We start from the raw sequence: 17533 nt of genomic DNA, 5'->3' as shown, positions 1-17533 counted from the left end.
CGAGTGATGTTACATAATATGAATGTTAATCTTCAACAAGACAAATCTCAAAAGTAGTTTTACTCTCTTCGTTATTATGCGAGATATAACCACCATGGGCTTCGATAATATTTTTAGATAACGTCAGGCCAATTCCTGCGCCTTCTTGTCTTGTGGTAAAGAAAGGCAGGAATATTTTGTTTTCTATTTCTTTTTCTATTCCGTTTCCGGTGTCGGTTATTTTAATGAAGATTCGGTTTTCTTTGGCTTCCGCCGAAATTATAATCTGGTTTTGTGAAGCATCTTTTAGCGCATAAAAACTATTGGTTAGCAGATTAATTAATACCTGTTCTATTTGTTGAGAATCTACGTTTATGAATCGTTTGAAAGTAATATGGTTAACGACTTCTATATTTTTTTCTTTAAACAAAGGATTCATAACCTGAAGGCAGTTATCGATCAAATGCTGCAGTTCTATTTTTTCTTTTTTAGGAGAAGGCAGCATGGCGAGTTTTCGATAGCCTTCGACAAACTTTTGCAAATGGTCACTTCGCCTTAACATAGTGCTTACGCTGTTTTTTACATCTTCAAGATCTTCATCTGACATTGAATCCTGCTCAACCAAATCCTGTAAATTCTGGCAAATAGAACGAATAGGGGTAATGGAGTTTAAGAGTTCATGCGAGATTACTTTCATCAAATTGACCCAGGCTTCTTTCTCTTTTTTCTCTACCACATTCTGGATTGAGTCTAATAAAACAATAAAATAATCCAATTCGAAAATCTCGGTTCTCGAAGCCTGCAAAACAAAGGTTTGATTGCTTTGTCCATTAACACTAATTTCTATAGATGTTTTTATTTCCTGAAAATTATCTTGTTCGATAATCTCGCATAAGGCTGGTAATTGGTTTTTAAGGTATTTCCATTTGGATACTTTTGGAACATTAAAATGTGTCGAAAAGTAGTTATTCATTAAAAAAATATTCCAATCGTTATCTTGCTTTTGCAGAATTATAATTCCGGTTTCAATATTGTTAAGAATAGAGCGGTAAATAATATCTTTCGAAATCTGCTCATTTTCTTTGGCTTTCAATGAGCTGTACAAACGAAATAGATCTGTATAATTATCATTTAATTTATGTTTTGAAAAATCGGAACTAAAATCATTTTGTAAAATTGAAGCGATTGTTTTATTGTAAATCAAAACAAAATTGCGAACATAAAAATACATTTCCCTGATTAACAGAAAAACAATAAAAAGTCCGAATACGCCTGTAAACAAAAGTTCTTTTTTAAAGAAGAAAATAGAAACTTCGATCGCTGCGACAATTATAATTAATCTCAGAAATAGTAGTTTGTATGTTTGTAAGGATCGTAACATATTTTAAGAATTAAAAATTCAGAATTCAGAACTAAAAGTTTTTGACATTATAATTTTTCTCTTTGACATGTGATTAAAAGTCATCGGTTTTAATGTTAATATTATATTTTTCTAAACGGCGGTACAAAGAACCTCTTGATAATCCCAATTCTTCGGCAGTTTTGCTGATATTGTTATTGTTTTTAAGTAATGCTTTTTCAACCGCAGCTTTTTCTACAGAGGAAAGCTGAATATCATCGTGATTTTCTTCGTAAGCTGTTATGGTTTCGAGATCTAAATCAGCAAGCGTAATTTTATTGTTCTCACACAGAATTACGGCGCGTTCGATCTTATTTTCCATTTCTCGGATGTTTCCGTTCCAGGCGTGTTTTTCGATTTGTTGCGTCACTTTTTTATCAAAAGTAATTTCGTCCCTGCCGTATTTTCCGATCATTTTACCTAATAAATAGTCGGCTAACGGGATTTTATCTTCGTTACGTTCTCTTAACGGGGGCAAAATAATTTCCATGGTATTAATACGATAATACAAATCTTCCCTGAAATTTTTTTCTGCAACTTCTAATTTCAGGTTTAAATTGGTTGCTGTAATAATACGCACATTTAAAGGCCTTGCTTTTGTTTCGCCTAATCTCGTTACAGTTTTGGTTTGTATAACCTGCAGCAATTTAGATTGCAAATGCAGCGGAACATTACCAATTTCATCCAGAAAAATAGTGCCGTTTTGCGCCATTTCAAAACGTCCTGGCGTATCAACTTTGGCATCGGTAAAAGCGCCTTTTGCATAACCGAATAATTCACTTTCGAAAATATTAGAGTTTAAAGATCCCAAATCAACAGCAATAAAAGGATTGTTTTTTCTTTGGGATTGTTTGTAGATATGATGTGCCAGAACAAATTTCCCTGTTCCGTTTTCACCCAGAATCAGAACATTAGCATCGGTTTTAGCTACTTTATCGGCAAGGGAATACGCTTTTTTTATAATCTCTGAAGTTCCAATAAAAAAGTCATTTTCAATTTCGATATTTTTTTCCTTCTTCTGTTCTTTGCGCGATTTGTCAACGGCTTGTTTTACAGATTCCAGAAGTTTTTTATTTTCCCAGGGTTTTAAGATATAATCAAAAGCACCATTTTTTAAACCTTCAACCGCCGTTTCGACTTTACCAAAAGCCGTCATTAAAATCACAACAGTTTTGGGCGAAAGTGTTTTTATTTCTTTCAATAAATACAAACCTTCTCTTCCGTCTTCAAAACCTATTCGATAATTCATGTCGAGCAAAACGACATCAATGCTTTTTTTCGACAACAATTCGACAATATTTTTTGGATTATTAAGGGTATAAATGTCTTCAAAATACTTTTTCAGGTACACTTTCGATGCAAAAAGGATGTCTTCCTGATCGTCTATGATTAAAATTGAGGCATTTGTCTTTTTCATTGTTGTTCGGTTTTGGACGAAAGCTGTCCAATTATGGACACTTTGTATTGCTGTAAAAAAATAATAATTTAGAAATTAGATAGTTGCAAATCTTAAATTTTTGGCATGAAAATCACAATTAGATTATCAAATCATCAAGTATGAGAATCAATATTGCTGGTAAATGTAACAAAAATAGATATTTATAGATTATCTTATCAATTATCTTAATTTAGGATCTGTTTTTTACTTCGGCAATAAAATTCTCAGTAAGAAAAACAAACATCAAAAATCAAATTAGTTATGATTAAAATTAAAAAGCTTTCTAAAATTTTTAGAACCGAAGAAGTAGAAACAAATGCCTTAAGCGAAATTTCATTAACTATAAACCAGGGTGATTTTGTATCGATCATGGGGCCTTCGGGAAGTGGAAAATCAACTTTATTGAATATCATAGGATTATTAGACAGCGCTTCTGGAGGAAGTTATGAATTGCTAGGCCAGGAAATGATTGGCCTGAAAGAGAAATTCAAATCGAAAGCCAGAAAAGAAAACATTGGTTTTATATTTCAGAATTTTAATTTAATTGACGAATTATCTGTTTTTGATAATATCGAATTGCCATTGATTTACAATAATGTTCCGTCATCAGAAAGAAAGAAAAAAGTAGAGGAAATCTCGAAGATATTAGGTATTTCGCATCGTTTGAAACATTATCCGCAGCAACTTTCAGGAGGTCAGCAACAACGTGTAGCGGTTGCAAGAGCTTTAATCAATGATCCGGCGATTATTCTTGCCGATGAGCCTACAGGAAATCTGGACAGTAAAAACGGAAATGAAGTAATGGAATTATTAACAGATCTTCATGCCAGCGGAGCGACAATCCTGATGGTAACACATTCTGATTATGACGCTTCGTTTTCTCAAAGAACTATTTTAATGAAAGACGGAGTGATTCTTTCGGAGAAAATGAACCATAGAAATGTAGATGTTTTGGTAACTAATTCAATAAACTAAATCATGCTAAAAAACTGGATCAACATATTTATTTATCATATCAAAAACAATAAGGTTTTTACAGCCCTGAATGTTTTAGGGTTGAGTATTGGAATTGCAGGTTTAATTTTTGCAATTTTGTATTGGAACGACGAACAGAGTTATGACCAATGGAATCCCAATAAAGACAATATATTTTTGGTTGCCAATCAAATGGATGCGACTACCTATTGGGCTTCGAGTTCAGCACCTATAGGATCTACTATAAAAGATGCAAGCCCTGAAGTAGCATCTTACTGTTATTTAAGCGGTAACTATAATAATGATATTATTCGCTTTAGTAATAAAAAAGTGCAGTCTGATAGGATAATTGCAGCACAAAAAAACTTCTTTGATTATTTCCCTTATCAATTTATAGAAGGAAGTGCAAAAAATGCATTACCTGATCTCAACAGTATTTGTTTGTCGCAAGATTTGGCTGTTCAGCTTTTTGGAAATGAAACTGCTTTAGGCAAACAAATCGTGTTGCAGGGTAAAAAACTAATTGTAAGAGGTGTTTATAAACTTGATAAAAAATCAATTTGTAATCCTTCGTGCGTAGTTAATTTTATAGATGCAAGAATAAAAGAGACCATTCAGCAATGGGGTAATTTTCAATTTGTTCTGTTATTAAAATTAAAAAATCCTAATGGACAGCAACAAGTGATTCAAAATCTTGAAAAAATATATTTTGAAAACATGACAGCTCGTTTTGCAAAAGATCAGGGCATTAAACCAGAAGAATTTATTAAAAAATATGGTCAGATAAAACCAGGTTTAGAGTCATTGGCATCTATTCGATTACATACCAAAACCGGTGGAGTGATAGAAGCAAACGGTAATCTTCAATTTTTGCTTATCATGGTTGGCTTATCTGTTTTAATTCTAATTCTATCCATTGTAAATTATGTTAACTCAGCTACGGCAAATGCAGTAAAGAGAGCAAAAGAAGTTGGAGTTCGCAAAATTATAGGCGCTTCTAAATTTTCCATTATTCAACAATTTATTTTTGAAACCGCTATCATTTCGTTGCTTTCAATTTTAATAGCATTGGTTATTGTCGAAGTCTCTTTACCGTACTATAATGTTTTTTTGGAAAAAACACTTGTATTACAAAGCGGACAGTTTTATATCCAGCTTGTTGCTATATTTTTTATAACCGTAATATTGGCGGGGATACTTCCTGCAGTTTATGTTTCTAATTTTGAATCACTAAAAGTATTAAAAGGAAACTTTGGTAGAAGTAAAAGCGGTATCTGGCTTAGAAACGGTATGCTTATTTTTCAATTTGCTGTAGCTGCTTTCTTTATTGTTGGATCTTATATTGTGTATGAGCAAATAGAGCTTATGAACTCAAAAGATTTAGGGTTTAGCGGAAAACAAATTCTCAATATCTCCTACAGAAATATTTACGGCGAAGCAATAACGGATAAAGATCAATTTGCCCGATACAACATTATTAAAAGCCAATTGCAGCATATAAAAGGAGTACAGCAAGTTGCAGGAGGTGGTTTTGTTTTTGGAAATGGGGCAAAATCTGTAATATCATATCATTATAAGGATAAAAATATTGACGGAAACAATGTACCAATAGATTTTGGACTGTTGGAAATGATGAAAATAAAAATCATAAAAGGGCGCTATTTGAGTCCAAAATTTGCACAGGATACTGTTGCTTCGATGCTCATTAATGAAACTGCCTTAAAACTATTAAATGAAAAAAATCCAATAGGCAAAAAATTGCATTGGAATGGACAAGATGCTATTATTGTTGGGATTGTAAAAGATTTTAATATAGGAAATCCGGGAGAACCAATACCTCCAATGTCTTTTTTCCATTTTAAAACCGTTCCTTGGTTTTCTGGACTTTTGAACAATATTTACATTACAGCCGATCCTAAAACCATGCAGCAAACCATAGCTGATATAGAAAATCTCTGGACAAAAAAAGTAGATACAGAATATCCGTTTTCATATGATTTCGTAGATAAAGAATATAAAAAGTCTTACAGCAGTTATGTAAAACAAAAGAATCTCTTTTCTTTATTGAATGTTGTTGTTATCGTAATTGCACTTTTCGGGTTATTTGCTCTCGCTTCATATTCTATCGAAAGACGCATGAAAGAAATCGCCATTCGAAAAACACTGGGAGCCGAAACAAATGTTTTATTAAAAGAACTTTGCAGGCAATATCTAATCTTTAGTATCATAGGATTTTTAATAGCGTTATTTCCAGCCTACTATTTACTAAATAAATGGTTAGAGAATTTTGCTTACAGGATTACTATTTCTGTTTATCCTTTTATCATTGGGTTTACTGCCTTATTAGCATTAACATTATTAGTGGTACTTACAAGAGCCTATCAAGCAACCAAAATTGATGTTTTGAAATACCTTAAATACGAATAAAGCATAAAATTGAAAACCTCCAAAGTCATTGATTTTGGAGGTTTTAGTTTTAATGAGAGGTTTTTTAATTAACCATGAGCTGCTACAGAGACGTCAGCCCATTCTTCCCAGGTAGCTAATTTTTGTTGGTAAACTTGTTTTGCAAGTGGCAAAGCTACTTTTCCTAAGAATAGGCGTAGAGGAGGATTTTCTGCTTCAACCAGTTTAACAATTGCAGGTACAGTAGCGCTTGCTTGTCCGAAAGTGTCGGGATCATGTCCTTCTGCTATTGCTTTTTTAAGCCCATCATAAGCATCAATACTTTTACTATTGAAACCGTTACCCCAAATGTCAGTAAAATAACCATTTGGCTCAACCAAAGTTACATTGATTCCAAATTGTTTTACTTCCTGAGATAATGTTTCTGTAAGACCTTCCACAGCAAATTTAGAGGCATTGTAAAGACCTAAATTAGGTAAAGTTGCGATTCCTAAAATAGAAGAAACTTGAATAATATGACCGTTTTTTTGATTTCTCATTATCGGTAAAACAGCCTGAGTTAACCAAAGAGTACCAAAGAAGTTTGTTTCAAATTGTGCTCTTGCTTCTGTTTCGCTGGCTTCTTCGACTGCACCATTTAAGGCATAACCAGCGTTATTAATCAGGATATCAATTGTACCAAAGTGTTGTTTTACTTTTTCTACAACTACAAAGGAATCTTCGCGTTTGTTTACGTCTAATGTTAAAGGCAAAATAGCGTCTCCGTATTGTGCTTTTAAGTCGGCTAGGGTATCAATATTTCGTGCTGTTGCAGCTACCTTGTATCCTTTTGCTAAAAATGCTTCTGCCCAGGCTTTTCCAAATCCTTTTGATGCGCCTGAAATTAAAATTGTTTTTGACATGATTTTAAATTATTAATTGTTAGTTGTGAATTATTAATGATATTTAATTTTGTAATTGATATTGTAATTAATTTTTGACACTGTAATTGTAATTTTAAGTGACCGTTCGGTCATTTTTAGGGTAAAAAAAATTAGAGTGTGTTTTGCTCTATAATTTTTTTTAATGTTTTGGCTATCACTTTCATCTTATCATTATCACCCGACATTCTAGAAATAAGGTGACCGCCTTCCATCATGGCAAACATAACAATGCCAAACTCTTCAGCATTCCACTCCGGTTTAAACTCTCCGTTGGCAATTCCTTTGTTAACACTATTAGCCAATAATTGTTGGTTATAATTGCAGCCTTTATTTATTTTTTCCTTTACAATAGGGTTAGTATCATCGGCCTCGGTACCAAAATTCAGTAACGGACAACCACCGGTAAGGGGAGGATTTATGGCATTACTAAAAAAATCGATATAAGTAAAAAGCTCCTCTTTGGCAGTTTTAGTTTTACTAATTTCTGATACCAGTTTATCACCCAATACTTTTATATTATGATCAACCGCCGCGCACGCCAGAACATCTTTATTTTCAAAATGCACGTACATGCTTCCTTTAGACAATTTGGTCGCTTCCATAATATCACTCATAGCCGTTGCTGCAATTCCTTTTGTATTAAAGATTGGAGCTGCTTTCTCTACGATGAATTGTCTGGTTTCTTCTCCCTTTGTCATGATAGTTTTCATTTTACGAGTACAAATATATGACCGATTGGTCATAAAAACAAACAAATTCGATTTTTTTGTGATAAGTTTCACATTTGACTTAGTTTTAATAGTTGCCACAAGGCATTAAGGCGTAAATTATTTTTTCATTTCACGCAGATTTGGCAGATTGGGGCTGACTCGAAAAAGATTTTTAAATTAAATCAAAGCGAAAAAATAAAATCTGCACCATCAGCTTAAATCTTTTTTAAAGCTGCGTGAAACAAAAAACAACAATTTGTAATGAAATATTATTATTTATGTATTTAACTACGTAGTTTTGTGTTTTTGAATTCTAAAAACATGAAACCACAGATTATTCCCATAGAAAATAAATTCTCAAATGAAGTTGTAGATTTAATTTTAAACATTCAGCAAAAAGAATTTAATGTTGCCATCACAATCGAAGACCAACCGGATTTATTAAACATACAAAACTTCTATTACGCGAGTGGAGGACATTTCTGGGGTGCTTTTATTAATGATGAACTAGTAGGAACAATTGCTTTGGTAAAATTTAGCAATTCTGAAGCTGCGATCAGAAAAATGTTTGTAAAAAAAGAATTCCGTGGAAAAGAGTTTTCTATAGCCCAGAAATTATTAGACACTTTACTGCATTATTGCAACGAAAATCAAATTGATGATTTATATTTGGGAACCATAACAGTATTAGAAGCTGCTTTACGTTTTTATGAAAGAAATCATTTCGTACGAATCCATAAAGAATCGCTTCCGCAGACATTTCCTGTTATGAGTGCCGACAATGTATTTTGTCATTTAAAACTAAAAAAGTAACGATGAATATAATTGATGAATCAGGGATTTTAGCCATTTCGACGCGATTGCAAAGACTTAGTGAGCAGTTGCGAAAAGACGGTGCATTATTTTACAAATCATACGGAATCGACTTTGAACCCAAATGGTTTCCTGTTGTATATACTTTGCATCATAAGGAAGTTTTGGGCGTTGTAGAAATTGCAAACGAGATAGGCTATACACATCCTTCCACCATTAGTTTATTAAAAGAACTCGAAAAACAAAAGCTAATCCGATCCAAAAAAGACAAAGTAGATGAACGAAAAAGATTAATATCACTTACCCCAAAAGGACAGGAATTGATCCTGAAAATGAAACCCGTTTGGGATGTAATGTCAAGCGTTCTTAAAGAAATTGCCGACAATCAAAATAATCTGCTTCAGGCCATTAACGAGGCCGAAAACAAATTAATGCATCAGAGTTTTTTACAAAGAGCAATGCAGTTGAAAAGCAAAGAATAGGGGACAAAGGGTCAGAGAAACAAAGGCTCAAAGGCTCAAAGGTTTTTTCTATTGTCACCCTGAAGTCGATGGGCTTCCCAATTGGAATTTTTAATTTTACTTTTTGGAATTTACCTTTCCAATGTGTTTCCTATGTGCTATTCCCCAATTTATCATTTCGGTTATAATTGGGCCAAAAGATTGGCAATAAGGAGTGGATTCATAAAGAATAGGAACTTTTGCATCGCGATCTTCGGTTCTTTTTACAAGATTGTTCAGTTCCATATCTTTCAGTTCTTTCGATAGCATTCTTGACGTTATCCCCGGAATACTTTGCTGAATTTCTGTAAATCGATGGTTTCCATTACAGATTGAATTGATGATGGGCAATTTCCATTTTCCTCCCAAAACATACAAAGTATCCTGAAGCGCCTTAACTTCTTCTTTCTGATTTCTTTCCATAACAATTTTTAGACTAATATATAAAAACATTTTTTTTCACCATATCAGTGATATAAGAAATTATAAACACTTGCTTAATTAACGTTCCAAATTTAAATGAACTTATATAACTTATGTGGTGGAAAATACCAACATTTAGGTATACTCCATGATACCACTGAAAAAGCAATATGTTTTCCCATTTAAATTTGTACCACTAATTTAAAAACATAAAAAATGGACAATTTAAAAAATAAAGTAGCAATAATAACGGGAGGAAATAGCGGTATTGGCTACGCAACAGCCAAACAACTAAAAGAACAAGGCGCAACTGTAATTATTACCGGAAGAAGAAAAGAAGCAATTGAAAAAGCAGCTTCAGATTTGGGAGTAACAGCAATTGTTGCCGATCAATCCAGTATTTCTGAGATAGAAAATCTGGCTTCAAAAGTAAAAGAAGATTTTGGACAAGTTGATATTCTCTTCATCAATGCGGGAATTGCCGGATTAGGAAACATAGAACAAGCCACAGAAACATTATTCGATAGCATCATAGACGTCAACTTCAAAGGAGCATATTTCACCTTGAGCAGATTTATTCCAATGCTAAGAGACGGAGCATCTGTTGTATTTCTTTCTTCGAATACTGCTAGTATGCCGGGCCCTGGATCATCGATTTATTCTTCGAGTAAAACAGCTTTGAATTCGGTTATGAGATCTGCGGCAGTGGAATTGGCACCAAGAAAAATCAGAGTAAATTCCGTAAGTCCCGGTCCAACAGAAACCGAAGTGATGAACAAAGTAGGTTTGGATACAACTACCGTTAAATCTATTATGGACGTGGTGATAGAAAAGGTTCCGCTAAAACAAATGGGAGCATCGGAAGATGTTGCCAAAATGGTCGCTTACCTAAGTAGCGAGGCTGCTAAATTCATTACCGGAGCCGATTTTATTATGGATGGTGGGATGGTTTTAGCTTAAGGTTCTTATGAGAAACAAAGGAAAAGGCTCAGAGGGATAAAGGTTTTTTTAAAGTTAGTAAGATTTTAAGTCTCTAGGTTTTTTATTTATTCTCATTGCTGGGAAAGTCTTTGGCTCCCCCAAATTGGAATTTGGAATTTATTACTAAGTTTAGGGACTGGAATTTAGTCTTTATTAGGAGCTATTTCCCTCACATCAGGGTTAGGCACTGATTTCCATAAGAAATATCGAAGTTCAAAAAACTTTATCCCTTTGAATCTTAAAAGAATCCTAGCAGCTATAAAAAAACCTTTTGTACCTTTGCCACTCTGAACCTTTGAACCTTTTCCATGGAATACAAAGAAATCCTCCAACAACACATCTCCAAAACCGCTTCGTTAACAGATGATCAATTCGATTATTTCTTTTCGCATTTTAAACCATTATCATTCAAGAAAGGGCAAACAATTATTAGTGCCGGTGACAAAGTCGATTGTGAATATTTTGTAATTTCAGGTTGTTTAAAAGCATTTTTCATCAATGACGAAATCAAGATGTACATCCTGCAATTTGCCATGGCCACTTGGTGGACATCAGATTATACAGCTTTATACAATCAAACCCCTGCAACCATAAATGTAGATTGCATCTCTGATGTCGAATTGCTTTGCCTTTCCAACAGCGACCGCGAAAAATTGTGCAATGAATTTCATCAAATCGAACATTTTTTCCGTTGGAGAACCAACAAAGGATATATCGCTTCCCAAAAGCGACTTTTGTCTTTCATGAATAACAATGTTAAAACCCGTTACGAAGAACTTCTGGCATTATATCCACAACTTTACAATTTAGTTCCCAAACACTTAATTGCAGCCTATCTGGGAGTTTCAAGAGAAACCCTAAGTAGATTATACAATTCATAAAGTTTTTTAGTCACAGATTTACAGGATTAAAATGATTTTTTAATTTGAAGTTTCCGCGTAGTTTATCATCTCGATGAAGGAAAGATAACATTACATACCCCACAATCATAATCGCCAATATTTTTAGAGCTACTTGCGGATAGCCCTCGTTGCTCGAGATGACAAAATGTGAATAAAGCGATTTGCGTGAAACAAAAACTTTGAGCCTCTGGTCCATTGTGTGATTAAAAGATCCGCATTAAATAAAAAACCTTTGCGACTTCGGACCTTTGCGAGATTAAAAAAGAATCACGATAAAAAAAATCTGTTTAAATCTCATAAAACCTGCGTGAAACGAAAACTTTGAACCTTTGTTCCTTTGCACGTTAAAAAAAGATTGTGATCTACATCACGTAACCAATTTCCATACTCAGCGTTCCTTTGTACTGTACTTTTAAATACAATAAAAATGGAAACAACAAATTTTAATATCGTAAGTGCAAAAAGCAACATCGATTGGACTGGTAGAAAAGTTACCGGTGCACATAATGGTACAATTGGTATCAAAGAAGGTCATTTTATTTTGAATGACGGAAAAATAAATGGTGGAAATATTGTCATCAATACCGCCTCAATAAAAATTCTGGATGTTACAGATCCCGATACAAATGCACAATTTGCAGGACATTTGGCATCAGATGATTTTTTCTCGATCGAAAAATTCCCAACGGCAACATTTGACATTCTTTCGGTAAAAGAAATTTCAAATGGTAAATATTATCTTGAAGGGAATCTTACTATAAAAGACATCACACACCTTACAGGTTTTGAAACCGAAGTAGAAAGCACTAACAATGCACTTTCATTGACAGGTAAATTGGTTATTGATCGTACCAAATACGATATCAAATTCCGTTCAGGAAACTTCTTCAAAGATTTAGGCGATACATTAATCTACAACGACTTTGATTTAGATTTTACTATCATAGCCGAAGTATCTAAAAACTAAAACCATGCCTTACGTAAAAATCGAATTGACCCGCGAGGGCGTTACCCGCGAGCAAAAACAAGAATTAATCAGCGGCATCACAAATTTAATTACTGATGTATTAAACAAAGATCCGCATTTAACCCATGTTGTCATTCAGGAAATCGAACTCGACGATTGGGGTTACGCAGGAGATCAGGTATCTGTATTAAGAGAAAAAGGCATTACAGCCGATAAAAAATAAATATCATGAAAAAACAAACGATAATCGTTACCGGAGCAGCATCCGGAATTGGAAAAGGAATCGCTAAATACTTTTTGGACAGAGGCGATAATGTTGTGATCAATTCGCTAACACCATCAGCATTAGAAAGTGCTTACAACGAATTTGGAGCAGGACACAATCTGGCAATGTTTGCCGGAGATGTGAGCAAGAAACAAACCGGAGAAGAATTGGTAAAAATTGCTTTAGAAAAATTTGGTTCTGTAGATGTATTGGTTAACAATGCCGGAATATTCGACAGTAAACCATTTTTGGAAGTAGATGAAGCGTATTTGGATAAATTCCTGACCACAAATCTAAAAGGAACTTACTTCACTACACAATCTGTTATTCCGCAAATGCTGAAACAGCAAGATGGCGTTGTAATCAATATAGGAACTCCTTTAGTAAATCACGGTTTGGGCGGATGGCCAGCTTCGGCTCCCGTATCAAGTAAAGGCGCTATTCATGCCCTGACGATTCAGTTAGCAGCCGAATTTGGAAAACAAAATATTCGTATCAATACCGTTGCTCCGGGAGTTATTCGTACGCCAATGCACGGAGATAAATCAGATCAAAGTGCCGGATTGCATCTTTTAAACAGAGTAGGAGAAGTCGATGACGTAGCCGAAATGGTGTATACGGTTGCCAAAAGCAGTTTTATTACCGGTTCAATCATCAATGTTGATGGCGGTAAAGGAGCTGGACACAACTTATAATTAAATGAAAACTATTTTATTAATTGCTTTTATGCTCTGTACTTTGCAGGGCATAAAAGCTCAAAATAACATTAAAATGGAAAATCAGGCCGACGTATCAGCGATTACTGATGCATTAGAAAATTATTATTTTAAAGGAATTTACGAAGGAGACGAAAGACGTTTAGGAAGTATCTTTCATGAAAGTGCTTTACTTTTTGGAGATATAAAAGGACAACCTTATTTTAAAACGGTAGATCTTTATTTAAGTGGCGTAAAAAGCAGACAAAGTCCTAAAGATTCCGGAAAACCTTTCAAAGGAGAAATCTTGAATATTAATGTAGTAAATTCAATTGCTACAGCCGAAATTAATGTTAAAATGTACGACTTTAATTATCGGGATTTTTTATCTTTCCATAAGATTAACGGAAAATGGCTTATCGTCAATAAAATGCTGACCGATACAAGCGAATAACTTTAAACAAGATAGCAATGTGGTACAATACAAAAGCTACAGCATTATTAGGGATTGATTACCCGATAATGCAGGGACCATTTGGCGGAAACCTGTCAACGGTAGAATTGACTGCCGCGGTATCAAATGCCGGCGGACTTGGCGGATACGGAGCTTATACAATGTCTCCTCAGGAAATATTTGATGTAAACAAACAATTAAAAGCAGCAACCAATAAACCGTATAATATCAATCTCTGGGTTTCAGATCATGATATTCCGCAATCTGGTTTATCAGACGAACAATACAAGAAAACAACAGCATTATTTAAACCTTATTTTGATGAAGTTGGGATTCCGTTACCGGAAAAACCGGCTCCGTTTCAATCCAGGTTTGAGAATCAGTTGGAGGTAATTTTGGATATTAAACCAAAAGTTTTCAGTTTTATGTTTGGAGCACTTTCTGCCGATGTTTTGGAACAATGCAAAAGATCAGGAATTACAACCGTTGGCGCGGCAACGACTTTAGACGAAGCTGTTTTTCTTGAAAGTACCGGCGTAGATATGATTATCGCCTCGGGTTTTGAAGCGGGCGGACACCGGCCTTCGTTTTTGGCTTCCGCCGAATCATCGCTAACAGGAACTTTTGTTTTACTACAACTCATTCGCGAAAAAGTAAAAACTCCAATAATTGCTGCCGGAGGAATTGCAAACGGAAAAGGCGTCGCTGCAGCTTTAGCCTTAGGAGCAAGTGCCGCGCAGATAGGAACTGCGTTTCTGGCGTGTGATGAATCGAATGCATTACCTATTCATAGAGAAATGTTGTTTTCTGATGCAGCAAAATACACGACTTTATCCCGTGCTTACACAGGACGTTTGGGCCGCGGATTAACCAGCAGAATTGCCAGGGAAATTTCAGGCAAAGAACAAGATGTACTGCCGTTTCCGTTGCAGACGACACTAATATCGCCATTACGAAAAGCAGCGCTTGATCAGCAAAAATGGGATATGATCTTATTTTGGGGTGGACAAATTTCCCCAATTCTAAAACATACCAAAGCCAAAGAATTAATGCACGCTCTTATAGAAGAAACGAACACTTATTTTGATGATTTGAAAGGATAATCTAATTTAATAGCTATTGACGAAAGCCTGATTGTAGAGATTGGGCTTTTTTTATGCCCTTTTTTTTTAAACACATAGAAACATAGAATTTTAAAACGTTGAAAAGGCGTTTCACTTTGAATATTACCGCATAGGTGAACTATGTTTAAAAATCTTGATTTTTTAAACTACCTCAATTAAGATCATAAAACCTATGTTTCTATGTGTTTAAATTAATCGCCAATCTGTGCAGAGTCCCTAGTGTGATTCTTTGTTCCTCAGGATGACAAACTTTGTGATAAACATTCTTATGAAAATCATTGCCCTAGCCTCGATAGAAGTGAAAATCCTTTTGTTCGGGGGTTCGGAATAAAAAATTGTAACGTATTGCTTCGCCAATTTGCACTTTCAGACTCGGGTGCGGGATTAGCTCCTGAAAAGAATAACAATAGTACCATAAAATTTTCAACTTCTGCAATGTCCGCTTCGGGATCTACTTCGTCCGTTTAGACTATTTACTGATTTTAAATCGCTAGTTATCGAGATACTTTTGACAAAGAAATTAATCACAATAACAAAATTTATAATCAAAATGGAAACAATTCTAAAAAACAAAAACAGCTTTCTGACTGCCATTGCTACAGGAACATTTATGTTGATCGCAGCAACAGGATACCCACAAAAAAATCAGGCAAAAGCAACTAATGAAGCCGAGGCAATTCGTCCGTATCACATTAGTATTTCGAAAGAAGCCTTAACAGATCTTCGTACTCGTGTAAACGCTACAAGATGGCCGGATAAAGAAACCGTTACTGACCAATCACAAGGAGTTAAATTACAACAAATTCAGGGTCTTGTAAAATATTGGGGAACTACTTATGACTGGCGCAAAACAGAAGCGAAACTAAATGCATTGCCTCAATTTGTAACCAATATCGATGGATTAGATATTCAGTTCATTCACATTAAATCGAAACATAAAAATGCTTTACCATTGGTAATTACACATGGTTGGCCGGGATCTTTCTTCGAACTTTTAAAAGTAATTGGTCCCTTAACAGATCCTACTGCTTATGGAGGAAAAGCCGAAGATGCTTTTGATCTTGTAATTCCGTCAATGCCGGGTTATGGTTTCTCAGAAAAACCAAAAGGAACAGGTTGGGGACCTGAAAAAATTGGAAATGCGTGGGATGTTTTAATGAAACGTCTGGGGTATAAAACTTATGTATCTCAAGGCGGCGATTGGGGTTCTGTAATTGCAGATGCTATGGCGCGTCAGGCTCCATATGGATTATTGGGAATTCACGTAAACATGCCTGCAACAGTTCCCGCTGATATTGCCAAAGCTTTAAAAGACGGAGATCCAGCTCCTGAAGGACTATCGGCTAAAGAAAAAGCTGCTTTTCTATCTCTTAATAAGTTATATACAAGAGGTGGTGGTTATGCCGGAATGATGGTGACACGCCCTCAGACTTTAGGTTACGGACTTACAGATTCTCCGGTTGGATTGGCATCTTTTTTCCTGGATAAATTCAACGAATGGACGTATAGTGGTGGAAACGCAGAAAAATCACTTACAAAAGATGAAATGCTGGATGATATCACTTTGTATTGGTTAACAAATACGGCAAACTCATCGGCACAATTGTATTGGGAAAATAATACCAACAACTTTAATGCAGTTGAACAAAAAACAAACGATATAAAAATTCCGGTTGCAGTAACTGTTTTCCCAGGAGAAATTTACCAAGCGCCTAAAAGCTGGACAGAGAAAAGTTATAAAAACCTGATTTATTTTAATGAAGTATCAAAAGGAGGTCACTTTGCTTCTTGGGAAGAACCACAGCTTTTTACAGAAGAACTTCGCGCAGCGTTTAAATCTTTGAGAAAATAAGCAATAGTAGAATATATCTAACAGGTTTCAGGACTTTGACAAAGAGTTAGATAGAATTATTAAGATTAAAATAATTTTAGTTCACGCAGATTAGACAGATTGAAGCAGATTTAATTTTAGATTTTTATTAAAATTAATCTGCGGTTATCCGCTTAAATCTTTTTAAATCTGCGTGAAATAATATTTAACACGTAATTAAAAACAAACAAAATGAAAATTAATAAAATATACGCATTGATGATCGTAGGTCTTATTGCATTATTCACTCCATCAAATGCTCAGGCACAACAAAGTGGTGTAAAAAGAACCGATTTACAAAAACACGATCTAAGTATTCCGGGAAAAGAAACGGTTCAGGCCCGAATTGATTTTGATGCTCATACCTCGTTTGGAAAACACGCACATCCGGGAGAAGAAATTATTTATGTATTAGAAGGTTCGCTGGAATATCAAATTGAGGATGAAAAGCCAATAACCTTAAAAGCAGGAGAAGTACTTTTTATTCCGGCAGGAAAATTTCACTCGGCAAACAACCATACCAATGCCAAAGCTTCTGAACTGGCCACCTATATTGTCGAGAAAGGGAAACCTATTATGATCATGAAAAAATAAGAAAACTCAGGTTTTGGTTTGTCCGTTTCAGCTTTTACTTCGTCCGTTTCAACTGTTTTCTAATTGTACAAGGATTGTTATCAGAATACTTTTGACGAAGAAATTAACTAATAAT

18 protein-coding genes are annotated in these 17533 nt (G+C 34.8%); 13 read left to right on the top strand and 5 right to left on the bottom strand.

Annotated features, from left to right (window positions below):
• Positions 1-25 precede the first annotated feature (25 nt).
• The gene (locus tag IRZ78_RS08585) at positions 26-1360 is read right to left on the bottom strand and encodes a HAMP domain-containing sensor histidine kinase (protein ID WP_194616124.1); all 1335 of its coding nucleotides are present in this window, start codon (positions 1358-1360) and stop codon (positions 26-28) included.
• A gap of 73 nt (positions 1361-1433) precedes the next feature.
• Positions 1434-2795, bottom strand: coding sequence for a sigma-54 dependent transcriptional regulator (locus tag IRZ78_RS08580; protein WP_194616123.1), 1362 nt, complete (start codon positions 2793-2795; stop codon positions 1434-1436).
• Positions 2796-3077: 282 nt separating this feature from the next.
• Here IRZ78_RS08580 and IRZ78_RS08575 point away from each other — a divergent pair, with 282 nt between their 5' ends.
• Positions 3078-3791 (top strand): ABC transporter ATP-binding protein, encoded by a 714-nt coding sequence (locus IRZ78_RS08575; RefSeq protein WP_194616122.1) that lies wholly within the window; start codon positions 3078-3080, stop codon positions 3789-3791.
• A gap of 3 nt (positions 3792-3794) precedes the next feature.
• A complete protein-coding gene (locus tag IRZ78_RS08570; RefSeq protein WP_194616121.1) occupies positions 3795-6218 on the top strand; it encodes an ABC transporter permease in 2424 nt (807 codons plus the stop codon).
• Positions 6219-6286: 68 nt separating this feature from the next.
• Here the strand turns inward: IRZ78_RS08570 and IRZ78_RS08565 are convergent, their stop codons facing one another.
• Positions 6287-7099, bottom strand: a complete 813-nt coding sequence (locus tag IRZ78_RS08565) for an SDR family NAD(P)-dependent oxidoreductase (RefSeq protein WP_194616120.1) — start codon at positions 7097-7099, stop codon at positions 6287-6289.
• Positions 7100-7230: 131 nt separating this feature from the next.
• On the bottom strand, positions 7231-7818 hold the full coding sequence (locus tag IRZ78_RS08560; RefSeq protein ID WP_194616119.1) for a TetR/AcrR family transcriptional regulator: 588 nt from the start codon (positions 7816-7818) through the stop codon (positions 7231-7233).
• Positions 7819-8151: 333 nt separating this feature from the next.
• On the opposite strand from IRZ78_RS08560, the gene IRZ78_RS08555 reads away from it, so the two are divergent.
• Both IRZ78_RS08555 and IRZ78_RS08550 read left to right on the top strand, forming a co-directional pair.
• Positions 8152-8643 carry a GNAT family N-acetyltransferase gene (locus tag IRZ78_RS08555; protein WP_194616118.1) on the top strand — a complete coding sequence of 164 codons (492 nt, stop codon included), beginning with the start codon at positions 8152-8154 and terminating at the stop codon, positions 8641-8643.
• Between the two features lie 2 nt (positions 8644-8645).
• A complete protein-coding gene (locus IRZ78_RS08550; RefSeq protein WP_194616117.1) occupies positions 8646-9125 on the top strand; it encodes a MarR family winged helix-turn-helix transcriptional regulator in 480 nt (159 codons plus the stop codon).
• Positions 9126-9221: 96 nt separating this feature from the next.
• On the opposite strand, the gene IRZ78_RS08545 is transcribed toward IRZ78_RS08550, so the two are convergent.
• A complete protein-coding gene (locus IRZ78_RS08545; protein ID WP_194616116.1) occupies positions 9222-9566 on the bottom strand; it encodes a helix-turn-helix domain-containing protein in 345 nt (114 codons plus the stop codon).
• Positions 9567-9782: 216 nt separating this feature from the next.
• Here IRZ78_RS08545 and IRZ78_RS08540 point away from each other — a divergent pair, with 216 nt between their 5' ends.
• From IRZ78_RS08540 to IRZ78_RS08500, 9 genes are all read left to right on the top strand, one after another.
• On the top strand, positions 9783-10526 hold the full coding sequence (locus IRZ78_RS08540; RefSeq protein WP_194616115.1) for an SDR family oxidoreductase: 744 nt from the start codon (positions 9783-9785) through the stop codon (positions 10524-10526).
• Positions 10527-10855: 329 nt separating this feature from the next.
• Positions 10856-11428: a Crp/Fnr family transcriptional regulator gene (locus IRZ78_RS08535; protein ID WP_194616114.1), complete on the top strand. Its 573-nt coding sequence runs from the start codon at positions 10856-10858 to the stop codon at positions 11426-11428.
• A 448-nt stretch (positions 11429-11876) separates the two neighbouring features.
• Positions 11877-12416 carry a YceI family protein gene (locus IRZ78_RS08530; protein ID WP_194616113.1) on the top strand — a complete coding sequence of 180 codons (540 nt, stop codon included), beginning with the start codon at positions 11877-11879 and terminating at the stop codon, positions 12414-12416.
• A gap of 4 nt (positions 12417-12420) precedes the next feature.
• Complete coding sequence (locus tag IRZ78_RS08525) at positions 12421-12639, top strand: 4-oxalocrotonate tautomerase family protein (protein ID WP_055095205.1); 219 nt, start codon at positions 12421-12423, stop codon at positions 12637-12639.
• A 5-nt stretch (positions 12640-12644) separates the two neighbouring features.
• A complete protein-coding gene (locus IRZ78_RS08520; RefSeq protein ID WP_194616112.1) occupies positions 12645-13376 on the top strand; it encodes an SDR family oxidoreductase in 732 nt (243 codons plus the stop codon).
• Positions 13377-13380: 4 nt separating this feature from the next.
• The gene (locus tag IRZ78_RS08515; RefSeq protein ID WP_194616111.1) at positions 13381-13830 is read left to right on the top strand and encodes a nuclear transport factor 2 family protein; all 450 of its coding nucleotides are present in this window, start codon (positions 13381-13383) and stop codon (positions 13828-13830) included.
• Positions 13831-13847: 17 nt separating this feature from the next.
• The gene (locus tag IRZ78_RS08510; RefSeq protein WP_194616110.1) at positions 13848-14933 is read left to right on the top strand and encodes a nitronate monooxygenase; all 1086 of its coding nucleotides are present in this window, start codon (positions 13848-13850) and stop codon (positions 14931-14933) included.
• Between the two features lie 571 nt (positions 14934-15504).
• Positions 15505-16806, top strand: coding sequence for an epoxide hydrolase (locus IRZ78_RS08505; RefSeq protein WP_194616109.1), 1302 nt, complete (start codon positions 15505-15507; stop codon positions 16804-16806).
• A gap of 210 nt (positions 16807-17016) precedes the next feature.
• A complete protein-coding gene (locus IRZ78_RS08500) occupies positions 17017-17418 on the top strand; it encodes a cupin domain-containing protein (protein WP_194616108.1) in 402 nt (133 codons plus the stop codon).
• Positions 17419-17533 lie beyond the last annotated feature (115 nt).

It is taken from the genome of Flavobacterium sp. CSZ (genome assembly GCF_015350725.1).
Lineage (GTDB): Bacteria > Bacteroidota > Bacteroidia > Flavobacteriales > Flavobacteriaceae > Flavobacterium.
The sequence above is the reverse complement of the archived record's forward strand: the minus strand, read 5'-3'. Positions and strand labels throughout refer to the sequence as shown.